Raw genomic sequence first — 18127 nt, forward strand, 5'->3', positions numbered from 1 at the left:
GCCGCCCCACGCGCACCGCGCCGCCGCGCAAGCCGTCGTCCCGGCGGATGCGCCTCGAGGGTGCCAGCCCGCGCCGGCGGATGCGCGCGATGACGGTCGTCGTGCTCTTCGTCTTCAGCATCTTCGCGGCCCAGCTGCTGCGGCTGCAGGGCTTCGACGCCTCAGCGGTCTCGGCCGATGCGCAGTCCAACCGCACGACCACCGTGGCGCTGCCGGCCCTGCGGGGGTCCATCGTCGACCGCGACGGCACGATCCTCGCCTCGAGCATCGAGCGCCGCACGGTGACCGTCGACCAGACGGCCGTGCCGGAGTACGTCAAGAAGGTCGACGGCGTCCGCACCAAGGTCGGGGTCGCCGGGGCCGCCGCCGACCTGTCGCCGTTGCTGGGGATCCCGGTCGAGGAACTGACCAAGGAGCTGACCGGCACCTCGAGGTACCGCATCCTCCAGAAGAACATCACGCCGCTCAACTGGCGCAAGATCTCCGAGCTCCGGGTCAACGGCATCTACTCGGAGGCGACCTCCGACCGCACCTACCCCACGTCGACAGCCGCCGCGTCGCTGGTCGGCTTCGTGCAGTCCGACGGGTCGGCCGGTGGCGGGCTCGAGGTGCTCATGGACAAGAGCCTCAAGGGCACCGCCGGCCGGACGGTCTCCGAGCACTCCCAGGACGGCATGCCGATCCCGAACGCCCGCCAGGAGACGACCAACCCGGTGGCCGGCAAGGACGTCCAGCTCACGATCGACTCCGACCTGCAGTGGTTCGCCCAGAACGCCGTGGCCCAGAAGGTCATCGAGACCCACGCCCTCTCGGGGACGGTGGTCGCCATGAACGCCAAGACCGGCGACCTGCTGGCCGTCGCCTCCTACCCGACGTTCGACCCCAACCAGCCGGGGCAGTCCTCCGAGAACTGGACCAACAAGGCGTGGGCCGACGTCTACGAGCCGGGCTCGACGGCCAAGGTCATGACGGCGGCAGCTGCTCTCGAGGAGGGGGTCGTGACCCCGTCCACCGTCGTCGAGGTGCCCAACCGCATCCACCGCGTCGGCAGCGAGTTCAAGGACAGCCACGACCACCCGACGGAGTACCTCACCTTCACCGGGGTCCTCGCCCAGTCGAGCAACATCGGCACCGTCCTGGCGGGCGAGAAGATGAAGCCCTCCACCCTCTACGACTACTACCGCAAGTTCGGGCTCGGCCAGGAGTCCGGGATGAACTTCCCCGGCGAGAGCCCCGGCCTGCTGACCAGCGTCAAGGACATGAGCGGCTCGCAGCGCTACACCGTCATGTACGGCCAGGGCCTGTCCGTCAACGCCCTCCAGGCGGCCGGCGTCTTCCAGACCATCGCCAACAACGGGGTCCGGGTGCCGCCGCGGATCGTGGCGGGGGTGAGCGACGGCCACGGTGGCTGGACCCCCACGCCCCAGCAGAAGCCCGTCAAGGTGATCTCGGCCCAGACGTCCTCCACGCTGCGCGACATGCTCGAGGGAGTGGTCGGCAAGGAGGGCACCGCCCCCGAGGCCAAGATCGACGGCTACCGCGTGGCGGGCAAGACCGGCACCGCCGACCGCTACGACGCCCGCGTCGGCGGCTACTCCGGCAAGACGGCCAGCTTCATCGGCTTCGCCCCCGCAGACGACCCCGAGATCGTCGTCGCCGTGACCCTCCAGCGCCCGGTCAAGGGCTACTTCGGCGGCGTGGTGGCCGGACCCGTGTTCCACGACGTCATGACCTACGCGCTCCAGGAGCTGCGGATCCCGCCGACCGGCACCAAGGCGCCCGCGGTGAAGATCAAGCCGGGCGACACCCCCGCCAAGAGTGACCCGACCGTCCTGCGCGACCGGCAGTCGGCTGCAGCCCGCAACCGGGGCTGACGGTAGTCTCGCGTTCCGTGTCGTCCCCCCGTCCCACGTCCGTCCACGCGACCCCGCTGTCGGTCGTGGCCGACCTCGTCGGCGGTGACCTCCGGGGCTCGGCGACCGTGACCGGCGTCAGCCTCAGCTCCCAGGACATCGCCCCCGGCGACCTGTATGCCGCCCTCCCGGGCGCCAACGCGCACGGCGCCTCCTACGCGGCCCAGGCGCTCGAGTCCGGTGCCGTGGCGGTGCTCACCGACGCCGCGGGGGCGCAGGTGCTGGCAACCGCAGGCCTCGAGGTCCCGACCGTCGTCGTGGAGTCCCCGCGCTCGGTCGTGGGCCAGGTGGCGCGAGCGGTCTACGGCACCGCCGAGCTGCCGATGACGATGTACGGCGTGACCGGCACGAACGGCAAGACCACGACGGCCTACCTGGTCAGCTCGGCGCTGACGGCACTCGGGCGCAGGACCGGGTTGATCGGGACCGTCGAGACCCGCATCGGCGACGAGCGCATCAAGAGCGTGCGCACGACCCCCGAGGCCACCGTCCTGCACGCATTGCTCGCGGTCATGACCGAGCGGTCGGTCGACGCCTGCGTCATGGAGGTCTCGAGCCACGCCCTCAGCCAGCACCGGGTCGACGGCGTCGTCTACGACGTCGCGCTCTTCACCAACCTTTCCCAGGACCACCTCGACTTCCACCCGACGATGCGCGACTACTTCGAGGCCAAGGCGAGCCTGTTCACCCCGCAGCGGTCGCGGCGCGGGATCGTGTGCGTCGACGACGAGTGGGGTCGTGAGCTGGCGGCGACGGCGGGCGTCCCGGTGACGACCGTGACCTCGTTGCCTGACGTCGAGGCCGACTGGCGCCTCCTGCCGGGCGAGCAGCCGGCCGACCTCGGCCTGACCGACGGCACCACGACGCTGGCCCTGCGCTCGGCCCTGCCGGGCGACTTCAACCGGGTCAACACGGCGATGGCTGCACTGGCGCTGATGGCCGGTGGCCTCGACGCCGCCACCACCGAGCGCGCGCTGCTCGAGGACCCGCACGTCCCCGGGCGGATGGAGCGCGTGGACGTCCCGGCTCCGGGCGACCTCGGCCTGCCGCTGGTCGTCGTCGACTACGCCCACACCCCCGACGCCGTGGCAGCGGCCCTGAAGGCACTGCGGCCCGCGACCACCGGCAGCCTCGTCGTCGTGCTCGGCGCCGGTGGTGACCGCGACCGTGGCAAGCGGGCGGCCATGGGCGCCGCCGCTGCGTCGCACGCCGACATCGTCGTCGTCACCGACGACAACCCACGCACCGAGGACCCGGCGCTGATCCGGGCGGCCGTCCTCGACGGGGCGAGGGACCTCGAGCCCGCCAGACCCGTCGTGCTCCGCGAGGTCGACGGACGCGCCGCAGCAATCGAGACCGCAGTGCGGGCCGCCCACGCGGCAGGTCCCGGCAGCGTCGTCGCCGTCGTCGGCAAGGGGCACGAGACAGGCCAGGAGATCGCCGGCACGGTGCACCCGTTCGACGACCGCGACGAGGTGCGCAAGGCCCTGCAGGCCACCCTCGACGACGCGACGACCACAGCAGGTGACTCGTGATCCCCTTCTCCCTCAAGGAGGTCGCCGACGTGGTCGGTGGCCGCCTCCACGGCATCGACGACACCGCCGCTCAGGCCCTCGTCGTGGACGGCCCGGTCGTCACCGACTCGCGCGAGGCCGGGCCGGGCGGGCTCTACATCGCCCGGATCGGCGAGGCGATGGACGGGCACCAGTTCGTCGCCGGCGCCCGCGACCTCGGGGCCGTCGCCGCGATGACCACCCGCGAGGTCGACGAGCTGCCGTGCGTGGTGGTCGACGACATCCAGGGCGGACTGGCCGCACTGGCCCGCGCCGTCGTGGACCGTCACCCCGACCTCACCGTCATCGGGATCACCGGCTCGTCGGGCAAGACGTCCACCAAGGACCTCCTCGCCGCCGTGCTGTCGGCCTCGGCCCCCACGGTGGCGCCGGTCGGCTCGCTCAACTCCGAGGTCGGCGTGCCACTCACCGTCTTCCGCGTCGAGCCGGACACCCGTTACCTGGTCGTCGAGATGGGGGCCAGAGGGGTGGGCCACATCCAGTACCTCACGACGATCGCACCGCCCAGCATCGGCGTCGAGCTCAACGTGGGCACCGCGCACGTGGGCGAGTTCGGCTCCCGCGAGGCGATCGGCCGCGCCAAGGCCGAGCTGGTCGCCGCACTGCCCGCGGACGGCCTGGCCGTCCTCAACGCCGACGACCCGGTGGTGCGTGCGATGGCCGCGTCGACGAGCGCCCGCGTGCAGCTGGTCGGCACCGGCGCCGAGGCCCAGGTCCGCGCCACGGACATCCGGCTCGACGGGTCGGGACGCCCCACGTTCACCGTGGCCACCCCTCGAGGTGAGGCTGAGGTCGAGCTGCCCCTCCACGGTGAGCACCACGTCGGCAACGCACTGGCGGTGGTCGCGGTGGCGCTCGAATGCGGCCTCGACCTCGACCTCACGGTGAGGGTCCTGCGCACGGCGACCCCTGCCTCCCGGTGGCGGATGGAGGTCACCGAGCGCGCTGACGGGGTCACGGTGGTCAACGACGCCTACAACGCCAACCCCGACTCGATGCGGGCCGCTCTCAAGGCCCTCGTCGCCATGAACCGCACGCCCGACGGCCAACCCCGTCGCACCTGGGCGGTGCTCGGCTCGATGCTCGAGCTCGGTGAGGACTCGACCACCGAGCACGACGCCATCGGGCGCCTCGCGGTGCGGCTCAACATCAGCCGCCTCGTCGTCGTCGGCGACACGGCGCGGCCGATGGCCAGCGGGGCCCAGCACGAGGGGTCCTGGGGCGACGAGGCAGTGTGGGTGCCGGACGCCGACGCGGCCGAGGCGCTGCTCGCCCAAGAACTCGCCCCCGGTGACGTCGTGTTGTTCAAGTCCAGCCGCGATGCGGGACTACGGTGGCTCGGGGACCGGATCGCCGAGCACTCGGAGGTCCGGCCCACCGACGCCCAGCCGGGAACGACCACCACACAGAGGGAGGGCACGACGTGAAGGCGGTGCTGCTCGCAGCCGTCATCTCCCTCGTGGGTGCCCTGTTCGGCACCCCCATGTTCATCAAGTTCCTCGTGCGCCAGGGCTACGGGCAGTTCATCCGCGACGACGGGCCCACGTCGCACCACACCAAGCGAGGCACGCCCACCATGGGTGGCGCGATCATCATCGGCGCCAGCCTCACGGCATACGGGCTCGCACACCTGCTCACGGCGACCAAGCCCACGTGGAGCGGCCTGCTCGTGCTGTTCCTCATGTCCGGGCTCGGGCTGGTCGGCTTCCTCGACGACTACATCAAGATCTCCAAGCAGCGCAGCCTCGGGCTGCGCTCTGGTGAGAAGCTCGCGGGGCAGACCCTGGTCGCCGTCGTCTTCGCCATCCTCGCGCTGCAGTTCCCGAGCTCGACCCACCGGACGCCCGCGTCGACCCACATCTCGTTCGTCCGGGACCTGCCCATCGACCTGGCGTTCGCGGGCAGCCTCATCGGGCTGATCCTGTTCGTCATCTGGGCCAACATCATGATCGCCGGCACCTCCAACGGCGTGAACCTCACCGACGGCCTCGACGGGCTGGCGACCGGTGCCTCCGTCATGGTCTTCGCGGCCTACGTGCTGATCGGCATCTGGCAGGGCAACCAGAACTGCCAGGTGACGCCGGGGCTGAAGTGCTACGAGGTGCGCGACTCCCGAGACCTGGCCGTGGTGGCCGCGGCCGCGATGGGTGCGTGCTTCGGCTTCCTGTGGTGGAACGCGTCCCCGGCCAAGATCTTCATGGGCGACACCGGCTCCCTCGCCCTCGGCGGAGCCCTCGCGGGCCTGGCGATCACGACCCGCACCGAGCTGCTCGTCGTCATCCTCGGCGGCCTGTTCGTCGCCATCACGCTCTCGGTCATCATCCAGGTCGGCTCGTTCAAGATGACTGGCAGACGGGTGTTCCGGATGGCGCCGCTGCAGCACCACTTCGAGCTGCTCGGGTGGAACGAGGTCACCATCGTCATCAGGTTCTGGATCATCGCGGGCCTGTTCGTCGCGCTCGGACTCGGCCTGTTTTACGCAGAGTGGGTCGTGGGAGCGGCGTGAGCGGGCGGCTCGACGGCCTGACCAGCGGCGGTGCCGACTGGGGCGGCATCCGCGTGGTCGTGACCGGCCTCGGGGTGAGTGGCTTCGCGGCCGCCGACGCCCTCCACGAGCGAGGCGCCCGCGTGGTCGCGGTCGACGGGGGAGACCCCGCGGTCAACACCGCACTCGGCGAACGCGCCCGCATCCTCGACATCCTCGGAGTGGACGTCCGCCTGGGTCCCGAGCACGTCACCGGTATGCCGGAGGGCGAGACCGACCTCGTCGTCACCTCCCCGGGGTGGCGGCCCGACCAACCGCTGCTCGTGGCGGCCGGACAGGCGGGCATCCCCATCTGGGGCGAGGTCGAGCTGGCCTGGCGGATGCGCCCCGAGGTGGGTCCGGCGCCGTGGCTCACGATCACCGGCACCAACGGCAAGACGACCACGGTCAACATGCTCGCGTCGATGCTGCGCGCCGCCGGCCTGCGGGCGACCGCGGCCGGCAACGTCGGCACCCCGATCCTCGAGGCGGTCCTGCACCCCGAGCCCTTCGACGTCATCGCCGTCGAGCTGTCGAGCTTCCAGCTGCACTGGTCGGACTCCCTGCAGCCGTACGCCTCCGCCTGCCTGAACATCGCCCCCGACCACGTCGACTGGCACGGGTCGCTCGAGGACTACACGCGGGCCAAGGGCAAGGTCTACGCGGGCACCAAGGTGGCCTGTGTCTACAACGTGCAGGACGAGGCCACCGAGCGGCTCGTGATGGACGCCGACGTCCAAGAGGGATGCCGCGCGATCGGCTTCACGCTGGGCACCCCCGGGCTCTCGATGGTCGGGGTGGTCGACGACATCGTGGCCGACCGCGCCTTCGTCGAGCAGCGCAAGACGTCTGCGGCCGAGCTGGCCACCCTCGACGACGTCCGCGGCGCCGCCCCGACGCTGGCGCCGCACCAGCTGGCCAACGCCCTCGCCGCCGCGGCACTGGCCCGCGCCTACGGCGTGCCGCCCCTCGCGGTGCGCGACGGGCTGCGGGCGTTCACGCCGGACCCGCACCGGATCGCGGAGGCGGGCACGGTCGAGGGCGTGCGCTACGTCGACGACTCCAAGGCGACCAATCCGCACGCCGCGGCCGCGTCGCTGGCGAGCTTCGAGCACATCGTGTGGGTGGCCGGCGGCCTGCTCAAGGGCGCCGACGTCGACGAGCTGGTCCGCGAGGCCGCCCCGCGGCTGCGGGGAGCCGTCCTCATCGGGGCCGACCGTGCTCAGATCGCCGATGCGCTGGCCCGACACGCGCCGGATGTCCCCGTCGTCGACGTGCCCAGCACGGACACTGGTGGCATGGACGTGATGGACCTCGTGGTGGCCCGTGCCGCCGACCTCGCCGAGCCCGGTGACGTCGTGCTGCTCGCCCCGGCGGCCGCGTCCATGGACATGTTCGCCAACTACGGCGCCCGCGGCGACGCCTTCGTCGCAGCGGTCGGCCGGCGTGCTGCGGCGTCCGGGCCGCAGGGGGAGTAGCCGTGAGCAGTACCACCGCCGCGCCCCCCAAGGCGCGGCCCTCGTCGCGCCACCAGGGCACCCAGCCCGCCGGCGGCTCCACCGACGCGGGTGGCCCGGCCTCCGCGGGCACCACGACCAGTGCCGGCAGCTGGCTGCACCGCCTCGACGCCCCGGTCACCAGCTACTACGTGCTCCTGTCGGTCACCGTGGTCCTCGTCGTCATCGGGCTGATCATGGTGCTGTCGGCTTCGTCGGTGAAGTCACTCGTCGAGTCGGACAACGCGACCCCGTACGTCTACTTCCGCAAGCAGCTCGTCTTCGCGGCGCTGGGCGGCGTGGCGATGCTCGTGGCCTCCCGGGTGCCGGTCCGGGCCTGGAAGGCTCTCTCGCTGCCGATCCTCGCCGGCGCGCTGTTCGCCCAGCTGCTCGTCTTCAGCCCCCTCGGTGTGACCGTCAACGGCAACCGGAACTGGCTGGCCATCGGCTCGTTCACCCTGCAGCCGTCGGAGTTCGCCAAGATCGGGCTCGTGCTCGTCGGAGCCGCCGTGCTGTCGGCCAAGCGCCGGTCGCTCGGCCGGATCCGCCACGTCCTCGTGCCGTACGTCGTCCCCGTGGTGGCGCTGACCCTGGTCCTCGTCCTCGCCGGTCACGACCTGGGCACCGCGATGGTGATGGTCGGTGTCGTCGCGGCCGTGCTGTTCGCCGCGGGGGTGCCACACCGGCTCTTCGTCTGGGGTGGTGCCGCGATGGTGGCGGGTGCCGTCACGCTGGTCGTCACCAGCCCCAACCGGCTGGCCCGCTTCGACGTGTGGCTGGGCAAGGACACCAACCCCTACGGCGCCGCGCGTCAACCACTGCACGGCCGCTACGCCCTCGCCGACGGCGGGTGGTGGGGGGTGGGTCTCGGCGCCAGCCGCGAGAAGTGGCAGTGGCTCCCCGAGGCGCACAACGACTTCATCTTCGCCATCCTCGGCGAGGAGCTCGGGCTCCCGGGCACCCTCGTCCTGCTCGCGCTCTTCTGCGCGCTGGCGCTGGTCTGCTACCGGATCGTGCTGCGCAGCAACGACTTGTTCGTCCGCATCGCGACCGCAGGGGTGATGGCCTGGATCATCTGCCAGGCCGTCATCAACATCGGGGCCGTCATCGGCCTGCTCCCGGTGATCGGCGTGCCCCTGCCGCTGGTGTCCTACGGCGGTTCGTCCCTCATGACGACGATGTTCGCCCTCGGCATCCTGTTGTCCTTCGCGCGTCAGGAGCCCGGCTGTGCCGCGGCGCTGTCGGCCAAGCCGTCCGTCGTGCGGCGGTCGCTGGCGGTCCTGCCGAGCCGACGAGCGCGGCGCCGATGAGCGACGGTCCCGCATCGGTCCTCCTCGCCGGTGGCGGCACCGCCGGACACGTCTCGCCGCTCCTGGCTCTGGCCGACTGCCTGCGTCGCCGCAACCCCGAGGTCGTCGTCACCGCACTGGGCACCCAGACCGGGCTCGAGAGCCGGCTGGTCCCCGAGCGCGGCTACCCCCTCCTGACGGTCCCCAAGGTCCCGCTCCCGCGCCGGCCCTCAGCCGACCTCCTGCGGCTGCCGGGCAACCTGCGCGCCGCGGTCGCAGCCGCCGAGCGGGCGATCGTCGACACCGGTGCCGAGGTCGTGGTCGGGTTCGGCGGCTACGTCTCCACCCCGGCCTACCTCGCGGCGCGCCGTCGGCGGGTCCCGGTGGTGGTCCACGAGCAGAACGCCCGGCCCGGTGTCGCCAACCGCCTGGGCGCGCGCATGACGACCTACGTCGCGACGACCTTCCGCAGCACACGCCTGGCCCACGCCACCGCGATCGGCATGCCGTTGCGTCGTGAGATCGCCCAGCTCGACCGCGAGGCCACCCGCCCCGACGCGCTGGCGCACTTCGGGCTCGAGCCGCACTGGCCGACCCTGCTCGTGACCGGCGGGTCGCTCGGTGCCCAGCGCCTCAACACGGCCTTCGAGTCCCGGGTCGCCGAGCTGTCCCGTGCCGGCGTCCAGGTGCTGCACCTCACCGGCGCCGGCAAGGAGTTCGTGCCCGCGGTGGAGACCGGCGGCGCCCCCTACGTCGTGGCCCCGTATGCCGATCGGATGGACCTCGCCTACGCCGCGGCCGACATCGTGGTGGCCCGCGCGGGTGCCAACACGGTCTGCGAGCTCACCGCCGTGGGCCTTCCCGCCGTCTACGTGCCGCTGCCCATCGGCAACGGCGAACAGCGCTACAACGCCGCCGACGTCGTCGCTGCCGGTGGCGGGCTCCTCGTCGACGACGCGGCGTTCACCGGTGGCTGGATCGACGCCACCCTGGTCCCCCTCGTCTCCGACCGTGACCGGCTGGAGCAGATGGCGCGCGCGTCGGCCGCGACCGGCGAGCGGGGCGCCGACGAGCTGCTCGCCGACATGGTCGACGCGGCGTACGCCCGGCCGGGCCGGAGCGCTCGATGAACGGCCAGAACGCCCGCTTCGACTTCACCGCACCGGCCGTGCCGCTCGAGGACCTCGGTGCGGTCCACTTCATCGCCATCGGCGGCGCGGGGATGTCCGGGGTAGCCCGGGTGATGCTCGCCAGGGGCTGTGTCGTCAGCGGCTCCGACGCCAGGGAGTCGCCGGTCCTGCGGGCGCTCGCCTCCGAGGGCGCCGACGTCCACGTCGGACACGACCCGGCACACCTCGAGGGCAAGGACACGGTCGTCATCTCCTCGGCGATCCGTGACACCAACGTCGAGCTCGCCGCTGCCCGAGCGGCGGGACTGCGCGTGTTGCACCGGTCCCAGGCGCTGGCCAGCACGATGGCCGGGTCACGACGGGTCGCCGTGGCGGGGGCCAACGGCAAGACCACCACCACGTCGATGCTCACGGTCGCCTTGCAGCACTGCGGGATCGACCCGTCGTTCGCGGCCGGGGGAGAGCTGGCCAAGCACGGCACCAACGCGCACTGGGGCACCGGCGACGTCTTCGTCGCCGAGGCCGACGAGAGCGACGGCTCGTTCCTCGTCTACCGCCCCGAGGTCGCGATCGTCACGAACGTCCAGCCCGACCACCTCGACTTCTACGGCACGTTCGAGCACGTCCAGGAGGCCTATGCCGCCTTCGCGGAGTCGATCACGCCCGGTGGCCTGCTCGTCGCCTGCCACGACGACGAGGGGTCGCGCCACCTCGCCGATCTGGCCCGCGCGGCCGGCACCCGGGTGCTGACCTACGGCTGGTCGCCCGAGGCAGACCTCGTCCTGTCGGGAGAGGTGTTCCGTGGCCTGATGGGCCGGGTCGACCTCACCGGGCCCGACGGGCAGACCCGCGCACTGCGCATCAACATCCCGGGACGGCACAACCTGCTCAACGCCGCGGCTGCCTACGCCGCAGCGGTCGAGGGTCTGGGCCAGGACCCGACCCGCGTCCTCGACGGGCTCTTCGGGTTCACCGGCACGCGGCGGCGGTTCGAGCCCAAGGGCACCGCCGGTGGCGTGACCGTCGTCGACGACTACGCCCACAACCCGGGCAAGGTGGCGGCGGTCGTGGGCACCGGAGCCCAGCTGGTCGCCGGCACCGGTCGCCTCGTCGTGGTCTTCCAGCCCCACCTGTACTCACGCACCCGCGACTTCGCCGCCGAGTTCGGAGCAGCCCTCGCGCCAGCCGACGCAGTCGTCCTCATGGAGATCTACGGCGCCCGCGAGGACCCGGTCCCCGGCGTCTCGTCCCTGCTCGTGGCCGACGCGCTGCGCGCCGCCCGTGAGGACGCCGACGTCGAGGTCATCACGTCGTGGTCCTCGGTCGCCGACGCCGTCGCGGTCCGTGTCCGTCCCGGCGACCTCGTCCTCACCGTCGGTGCGGGCGACGTCACCATGATCGGCCCGGAGATCCTGCGGGCCCTCTCGCGCGCATGAGCCTGCGGACCTCCGGCCGCCCCGGCGGCAGCACCGGTCTGGCCTCGTCCCGGGCCCGGTTCCAGCACCGCGCCGCCGAGGTGCGGCGCCGCCCCCTGCGGCTCGCCGGGTATGTCGCAGGGCTGCTCGTCGTCGTCGCCCTGGTCGGCTGGGTGGTGGGGTTCAGCCCGCTGCTGGCGGTGCGCACCGTCGAGGTCGTCGGCGTGCCCCAGGACCAGGTGGCGCGCATCAAGGCCCTGGCCGACGTGCCGCTGGGGGAGCCCCTGGCCCGGGTGGACGACGACGCCGTCTCGGCCCGGGTGGCCGAGCTGGCCACCCTCGCGGACGTCTCGATCGAGCGTTCCTGGCCCAGCACCCTCGTCATCCACGCGAGCCCGAGGGTGCCGTTCCTGGTGGTCAAGAACCCTCAAGGTCAACTACAGGTTGTAGATGGGGGCGGCCTCGCGTACGCCGAGGTGAGCACGGCCCCCAAGGGGGTCCCCGTGGTGAACGCCGCGAGCCAGGCCGCGCTCTCCCGGGACGCCCTGGCTGCCGCCGTCAGCGTGGTGCGCGTGCTGCCGCCCAGCCTGCACCAGCGGGTCTCGAAGGTCACCGTGAGCAGCGCCAACCTGGTCACGATGACGATCGGCCGGACGTCCGTCGTGTGGGGCGGCGTCGAGGAGCCCGAGCGCAAGCTTGCCATCATGCAGGCGTTGCTCAAGGGGAAGCCGAAGGTGATCGACGTCAGTGCTCCGGACACCCCGGTGACGCGCTGAGACGGCTCTCCCAGATGCTCCCCCGCACGCTCGCCGGCACGCTCGCCCGCACGCCCCCGGTCGGCTCCGGGAGGGCTGGCGCACGGTCACGGGCCGCGCGGTGGGGGCATGTGACGGATGAGGCTAAAGTGACTGATGTGAAAGGCGGGACGTTCCGGTCGAGCGCCCTGCCGAAATCGGGTGAATCCGTGCTGCGACACGCGGCCGATCTGTTTGATTGCACCTCCCTCGGCGCATAGCGTCGGCGACACCGGAGATTGACATAAGTCTCAGTCTTAACTTGAGGTTGAGAGATTATCAGCAGCATTCCCAGCCCCAAGCGCACCGCATCATCAAGAGCACCGCTTTCAGGAGAGGCCCACGCCGTGGCAGCACCGCAGAACTACCTGGCCGTCATCAAGGTCGTCGGCATCGGCGGCGGTGGCGTCAACGCCATCAACCGCATGATCGAGGTCGGCCTCAAGGGCGTTGAGTTCATCGCCATCAACACCGACGCCCAGGCGCTGCTGATGAGTGATGCCGACGTCAAGCTGGACGTGGGTCGTGAGCTCACCCGTGGTCTGGGCGCCGGCGCCGACCCCGAGGTCGGCAAGAAGGCCGCCGAGGACCACGCCGAGGAGATCGAGGAGGTGCTCAAGGGCGCCGACATGGTCTTCGTCACCGCAGGCGAGGGTGGCGGCACGGGCACCGGAGGCGCGCCGGTCGTCGCCAAGATCGCGCGCGGTCTGGGGGCCCTGACCATCGGGGTGGTGACCCGCCCCTTCACGTTCGAGGGCCGTCGTCGCGCCAACCAGGCCGAGACCGGGATCAGCAACCTGCGCGAGGAGGTCGACACCCTCATCGTCATCCCGAACGACCGGCTGCTGTCGATCAGCGACCGTGCGGTCAGCATGCTCGACGCCTTCCGCTCCGCAGACCAGGTCCTGCTCTCCGGTGTGCAGGGCATCACCGACCTGATCACCACCCCGGGTCTGATCAACCTCGACTTCGCCGACGTCAAGTCGGTCATGCAGGGCGCGGGGTCGGCGCTCATGGGCATCGGGTCGTCGCGGGGCGACGACCGCGCGGTCCAGGCCGCCGAGCTGGCCATCTCCAGCCCGTTGCTCGAGGCGAGCATCGACGGCGCGCACGGCGTGCTGCTGTCGATCCAGGGTGGCAGCGACCTCGGCCTGTTCGAGATCAACGAGGCAGCCCGACTGGTGCAGGAGGCCGCGCACCCCGAGGCCAACATCATCTTCGGGGCCGTCATCGACGACGCGCTCGGCGACGAGGTGCGGGTGACCGTGATCGCCGCTGGCTTCGACGGGGGAGCGCCGCTCAAGCGCGAGAACGACCGCGCCATCGGCACGATCCAGGGCTCGTCCCGCCCCCCGCAGGCGGCCGCTCCGGCAGCGCCCGTGGCCACCAACGGTTCCTCGGCCCCGTCGCACCAGGCGCCCGCACCGGTCCAGCAGTCCCCGGCCACGGCGCCGGCGGTCAGCCAGCCCGAGCCGGCCCCGGTGCGCGAGCCCGTCATGGTCCCGGCCACGCACCAGGAGCACGCTCCGGCCCGCGAGTCCGCAGGTCGTCCGCCGCGCACCGTCACGTTCGACGAGGCAGACGACCTCGACGTCCCGGACTTCCTGAAGTAGTCGACGCGCAGAGCCCGACTCGAGGGGGCCGCCACACCGCACCGGCGTGGCGGCCCCTTCGCGTGGGCCGAGGTGTCCGGTGTCGTAGGTTGGGGGCGTGTTCTCCTGGCGTGCGCAGACCGGTCCCGTGACGTGGGGCTTCACGAACCGGGACGGTGGCCAGAGCCAGCCTCCCTTCGCGTCCCTCAACCTCGGTGGCCACGTGGGCGACGCGCCTGACGCGGTCGAGGCAAACCGCACCGCTGTGGCGAATTCCCTTGGCGTGCAACGGAATCGCCTCCTGTTCCTCCAGCAGTGCCATGGCAACGACGTCGTCGTGGCCGACGGCCCATGGGGCGAGGCCGGGGCGCCCGCGGCGGACGGCGTCGTCACGGCGACCCGCGGGTTGGCCCTCGCGGCCCTGGTCGCCGACTGCACGCCGGTGCTGCTCGCCGACCTCGAGGCGGGAGTCGTCGGTGCGGTGCACGCGGGACGACCGGGCATGGTCGGACGCATCGTCGACGTGGCCGTCGAGGCCATGCGCGACCTCGGGGCCCGGAACCTCGTGGCCTTAGTGGGTCCGTCGGTCTGCGGGCGCTGCTATGAGGTGCCCGCGGACATGCGCGCCGTCGCCGCGGCGGTGTCGCCCGAGACGTCGACCGTCTCGTGGTCCGGCACCCCGGCCATCGACGTGGCGGCCGGCGTGGTCGCCCAGCTCACAGCGAATGATGTTGCCGTGCAGTGGATCCCGGGATGCGCGCGCGAGGACGAGCAGTACTTCTCGCACCGCAGGGACGGGGTCACCGGACGGTTCGCCGGCGTCGTGGTGCTCGCGCCGTGACGGACCTCCCGAGCAGCGCCGTCGTGCAGAGTCGGCGGGACGAGCTGGCGCACAACCTCGGCGCGGTGCGTGGACGGGTCGACGCGGCGTGCCGGGCCGCGGGCCGGGACCCCGGCGACGTGGGCCTCGTGGTCGTCACCAAGTTCTTTCCCGCGTCCGACGTCGAGCTGCTGACCGACCTCGGGGTGCGGGACGTGGGGGAGAACCGCGACCGGGAGGCCGCCGCCAAGGTGGCCGAGCTGACCCGCAGGGACCAGCTGAGGGTGCATTTCATCGGCCAGCTGCAGACGAACAAGGCGGCGTCGGTCGTGCGCTACGCCGACGTCATCCACTCGGTCGACCGCCCGAAGCTCGTGGCGGCGCTCGACCGCGCCGCCGCCGGCCACGCGGTGCGCCCTGCGGTCCTGCTCCAGGTCTGCCTCGACGACCACCCCGGCCGCGGGGGCGTCCGACCGGAGGGGGCGGCCGACCTCGCCCACCTGATCGCCGAGGCGGAGCATCTGGAGCTCAAGGGGCTGATGGCCGTGGCCCCCCTCGGAGCCGACCCGGCCGCGGCCTTCGCCCGGCTCGAGGAGCTGGCGCACGGCATACGGCAGGCGCACCCGGGCGCCACCTGGCTCTCCGCGGGCATGAGCGCGGACCTCGAGGCGGCTGTCGCGCACGGCGCGACTCTCCTGCGTGTCGGGAGCGCAATCCTCGGTTCTCGGCAGTCACACCGGTAACTTCAGTCGCGAAGACGACCAGTTCGACACACGCACGGAACCAAAGGGAGCTCTCATGGCTGGGGCGCTGCGCAAGACGATGGTGTACCTCGGGCTCGCCGAGGACGACGAGCGCTATGACGGGTATGACGACTACGACTACGACGAGCCGGCCGCGCGGGCCGAGACGCCGGTCGAGCGGTCCGCTGCCGTGACCCAGCTCCCGCAGCGCACCCCCGTGGCGCGGGTCGTGCGTGACGTCGAGGTGGGCGCGCTGAACCGCATCACCACGATCCACCCCCGCACGTACAACGAGGCCAAGAACATCGGCGAGTCGTTCCGCGAGGGCACGCCGGTGATCATGAACCTCTCGGACATGGACGACGCCGACGCCAAGCGTCTCGTCGACTTCGCGGCAGGGCTCGTCTTTGGCCTGCACGGCTCGATCGAGCGGGTCACCTCCAAGGTGTTCCTGCTGTCGCCGGCCCACGTCGAGGTGGCGGCAGAGGACAGCCCGGCGGCCCCCACCGGCCGCGGCCTGTTCAACCAGAGCTGACCCGCACAGGTCCCGCCCAGCCCCGCATGGCAGGGTGATCCCATGCTCATACCCGGCCCGGTGGGCAGCGTCCTGCGGTTTGCGCTGTTCCTCTTCTTCATCGTGCTGCTCGGGCGCCTGGTGCTGGACTGGGTCCAGGCCTTCGCCCGGCAGTGGCGACCTCGCGGGGCCCTGCTGGTCGTGGCCGAGCTGATCTACACCGTCACCGACCCGCCCCTGCGGGCGTTGCGCAAGGTGATCCCGCCCCTGACGCTCGGGAGCGTCCGTCTCGACCTGGCTTTCCTGGTCCTGATGGTGGCCACGACGGTCCTCATGAGGATCGTGTAAGACGACTCACAGGGCCCGGTCGTCATCCCCTAGGCTGGCACCTGCCCTGAACTCTGGGATGCTTGACCTGCTCTGCTCATGACAGCCAACCGAGGTGACTACATGACGCTTTCGCCCGAGGACGTCCTCAACAAGAACTTCACGCCGACCCAGTTCCGGCGTGGCTACGACGAGCGCGAGGTCGACGACTTCCTCGACGAGGTCGTCGCCGAGATGCGCCGCATCGTCAAGGATTCCGACGACCTGCGCGACCAGCTCAACGAGTGCCGCTCGTCCAAGGGCATGACCCCGGTCGCCAAGGCCGACCCCGCTGCGGCGCAGCGCAAGGCCGCCGACCTCAAGGCCGCCGAGGAGGCCGAGGCCAAGGCCGCTGCGGCCTCGAAGGAGCGGATCGCCGCACTCGAGGCCAAGGCTGCGGAAGCCGAGAAGGCCGCGCAGCAGCGCATCGCGGCAGCGCAGGCCAAGGCCGACGAGGCCGAGCAGGTCGCCAAGGCGCGTGCCGAAGAGGCCGAGAAGGCCGCCCAGGCCCGCATCGCCGGCGCCCGCGAGGGCCTGGCTGCCCACGACGCCGACAGCGCCAAGGCCGCCGACGACCGTGTGGCCCAGGCCGAGGCCCGTGCCAAGGAGGCCGAGGCCCAGGCCGAGGCTCGTGCCAAGGAGGCCGAGGCCAAGCTCCAGCAGGTCCAGGAGCAGGCCGCCAAGGAGGCCGAGCAGCTGCGGGCAGAGCAGCAGCGGCTGCAGCAGGAGCTGGCCGACCGCGACCAGCGCGCCCAGGAGGTCCAGGCCCAGGCGGCCCAGGTCCAGGGCGACGCCCCGCAGGCCGCTGCGCTCGGCGCCGCCGCAGCCGGTAGTGGTGGTGCCAGCGCGGCAGCACTGCTCGAGATGGCCCAGCGACTGCACGACGAGCACGTCGGTCAGGGTGAGTCGACCCGCGACCGCCTCATCAGCGAGGCACAGACCCGGCACGACGAGCTGGTCGGGGCGGGGCAGTCCCGGCACGACGAGCTGGTCAACACCGGCCAGGCGCGGCACGACGAGCTGCTCAACGTCGGGCAGACCAAGCACGACGAGCTGCTGTCCGAGGCCCAGGCCCGCCACGACCAGCTGGTCGGCGAGGCCACCTCGAAGCACGAGCAGATGATCACCGAGGCCCGCGAGCGGTCCACGGGGATGGTCCACGAGGCGCAGCAGAAGAAGGCGCAGATCCTCGAGGAGCTCGGCCGGGAGCGGAGCCTGCTCGAGAAGAAGATCGACGAGCTGCGCACCTTCGAGCGCGACTACCGCGCCCGCCTGAAGTCGTACATCGAGGACCAGCTCAAGGACCTCGACGGCACCGGCATGGAGCCCGAGGACGAGCAGGGCGAGGGCGAGCAGGAGCAGCAGGAGCAGCAGGAGCAGCACCAGTAGGCACGCCCTGCACGACCCGGCAGGTCCGGCAGAGCACGAAGGCGCCCACCGCATCGCGGTGGGCGCCTTCGCCGCGTTTTGCGGTGCACGCGGTATGCCGTGGGTCCAAGTTGGTGTTTTGGCGTTGAGCGTGAAGCCTTCTGCGCTTATCCTCGCGGCACCTGTTGGCGCTCGACACGGAGCGCCCCGCGACCGAGGGGCCGGGCTGAACTCATGGCAGACAAGGCGAGAGCCGCAGTGAAGAGCACTCCGGGGCGGAAGGCTGCGCCCGCGAAGAGGGCTGCCCCGGCGAAGAAGGCCGCGCCCGCGAAGAAGGCTGCCCCGGTAAAGAGGGCTGCCCCGGCGAAGAAGGCTGCCCCGGCGAAGAAGGCGGCACCGGCCAAGAAGGCTGCCCCGGCCAAGAAGGCCGCGCCCGCGAAGAAGGCGGCACCGGCCAAGAAGGCGGCACCGGCCAAGAAGGCGGCACCGGCCAAGAAGGCGGCACCGGCCAAGAAGGCGGCACCGGCCAAGAAGGCGGCACCGGCCAAGAAGGCGGCACCGGCCAAGAAGGCGGCACCGGCCAAGAAGG

The 18127-nt window shown here is 71.8% G+C and carries 16 protein-coding genes; all 16 read left to right on the top strand.

Going from position 1 to position 18127, the window contains the following annotated elements; genetic code table 11:
• On the top strand, positions 1 to 1874 hold a 1874-nt coding region (locus AC1DV7_RS16680), incomplete at its 5' end, for a peptidoglycan D,D-transpeptidase FtsI family protein (RefSeq protein ID WP_477598447.1).
• A gap of 17 nt (positions 1875 to 1891) precedes the next feature.
• Complete coding sequence (locus tag AC1DV7_RS16685; RefSeq protein ID WP_477598449.1) at positions 1892 to 3448, top strand: UDP-N-acetylmuramoyl-L-alanyl-D-glutamate--2,6-diaminopimelate ligase; 1557 nt, start codon at positions 1892 to 1894, stop codon at positions 3446 to 3448.
• Positions 3445 to 4914 carry a UDP-N-acetylmuramoyl-tripeptide--D-alanyl-D-alanine ligase gene (locus tag AC1DV7_RS16690; protein ID WP_477598450.1) on the top strand — a complete coding sequence of 490 codons (1470 nt, stop codon included), beginning with the start codon at positions 3445 to 3447 and terminating at the stop codon, positions 4912 to 4914. The genes AC1DV7_RS16685 and AC1DV7_RS16690 overlap by 4 nt, the downstream gene beginning before the upstream one ends.
• Entirely contained in the window at positions 4911 to 5993 is a 1083-nt protein-coding gene (mraY, locus tag AC1DV7_RS16695) for a phospho-N-acetylmuramoyl-pentapeptide-transferase (RefSeq protein WP_477598451.1), read from the top strand. The genes AC1DV7_RS16690 and mraY overlap by 4 nt, the downstream gene beginning before the upstream one ends.
• Positions 5990 to 7489: a UDP-N-acetylmuramoyl-L-alanine--D-glutamate ligase gene (gene murD / locus AC1DV7_RS16700; RefSeq protein ID WP_477598452.1), complete on the top strand. Its 1500-nt coding sequence runs from the start codon at positions 5990 to 5992 to the stop codon at positions 7487 to 7489. Before mraY ends, murD begins: the two co-directional genes overlap by 4 nt.
• Before the next feature lie 2 nt (positions 7490 to 7491).
• On the top strand, positions 7492 to 8817 hold the full coding sequence (gene ftsW, locus AC1DV7_RS16705; RefSeq protein ID WP_477598453.1) for a putative lipid II flippase FtsW: 1326 nt from the start codon (positions 7492 to 7494) through the stop codon (positions 8815 to 8817).
• The gene (murG, locus tag AC1DV7_RS16710) at positions 8814 to 9926 is read left to right on the top strand and encodes an undecaprenyldiphospho-muramoylpentapeptide beta-N-acetylglucosaminyltransferase (protein WP_477598454.1); all 1113 of its coding nucleotides are present in this window, start codon (positions 8814 to 8816) and stop codon (positions 9924 to 9926) included. The genes ftsW and murG overlap by 4 nt, the downstream gene beginning before the upstream one ends.
• A complete protein-coding gene (gene murC / locus AC1DV7_RS16715) occupies positions 9923 to 11362 on the top strand; it encodes a UDP-N-acetylmuramate--L-alanine ligase (protein WP_477598455.1) in 1440 nt (479 codons plus the stop codon). The genes murG and murC overlap by 4 nt, the downstream gene beginning before the upstream one ends.
• Positions 11359 to 12117, top strand: a complete 759-nt coding sequence (locus tag AC1DV7_RS16720) for a cell division protein FtsQ/DivIB (RefSeq protein WP_477598456.1) — start codon at positions 11359 to 11361, stop codon at positions 12115 to 12117. Before murC ends, AC1DV7_RS16720 begins: the two co-directional genes overlap by 4 nt.
• Positions 12118 to 12482: 365 nt before the next feature.
• Entirely contained in the window at positions 12483 to 13748 is a 1266-nt protein-coding gene (gene ftsZ / locus AC1DV7_RS16725) for a cell division protein FtsZ (protein WP_477598457.1), read from the top strand.
• Between the two features lie 97 nt (positions 13749 to 13845).
• Positions 13846 to 14568 (top strand): peptidoglycan editing factor PgeF, encoded by a 723-nt coding sequence (gene pgeF / locus AC1DV7_RS16730; protein WP_477598458.1) that lies wholly within the window; start codon positions 13846 to 13848, stop codon positions 14566 to 14568.
• On the top strand, positions 14565 to 15290 hold the full coding sequence (locus tag AC1DV7_RS16735; RefSeq protein ID WP_477598459.1) for a YggS family pyridoxal phosphate-dependent enzyme: 726 nt from the start codon (positions 14565 to 14567) through the stop codon (positions 15288 to 15290). Before pgeF ends, AC1DV7_RS16735 begins: the two co-directional genes overlap by 4 nt.
• 55 nt (positions 15291 to 15345) lie before the next feature.
• On the top strand, positions 15346 to 15825 hold the full coding sequence (locus tag AC1DV7_RS16740; RefSeq protein ID WP_477598460.1) for a cell division protein SepF: 480 nt from the start codon (positions 15346 to 15348) through the stop codon (positions 15823 to 15825).
• A 42-nt stretch (positions 15826 to 15867) separates the two neighbouring features.
• Positions 15868 to 16152: a YggT family protein gene (locus tag AC1DV7_RS16745; RefSeq protein ID WP_477598461.1), complete on the top strand. Its 285-nt coding sequence runs from the start codon at positions 15868 to 15870 to the stop codon at positions 16150 to 16152.
• Between the two features lie 102 nt (positions 16153 to 16254).
• Positions 16255 to 17559, top strand: a complete 1305-nt coding sequence (locus AC1DV7_RS16750; RefSeq protein ID WP_477598462.1) for a DivIVA domain-containing protein — start codon at positions 16255 to 16257, stop codon at positions 17557 to 17559.
• Positions 17560 to 17796: 237 nt separating this feature from the next.
• On the top strand, positions 17797 to 18127 hold a 331-nt coding region (locus AC1DV7_RS16755; protein WP_477598463.1), incomplete at its 3' end, for a hypothetical protein.

Source organism: Pedococcus sp. P2_E4 (assembly GCF_056403935.1).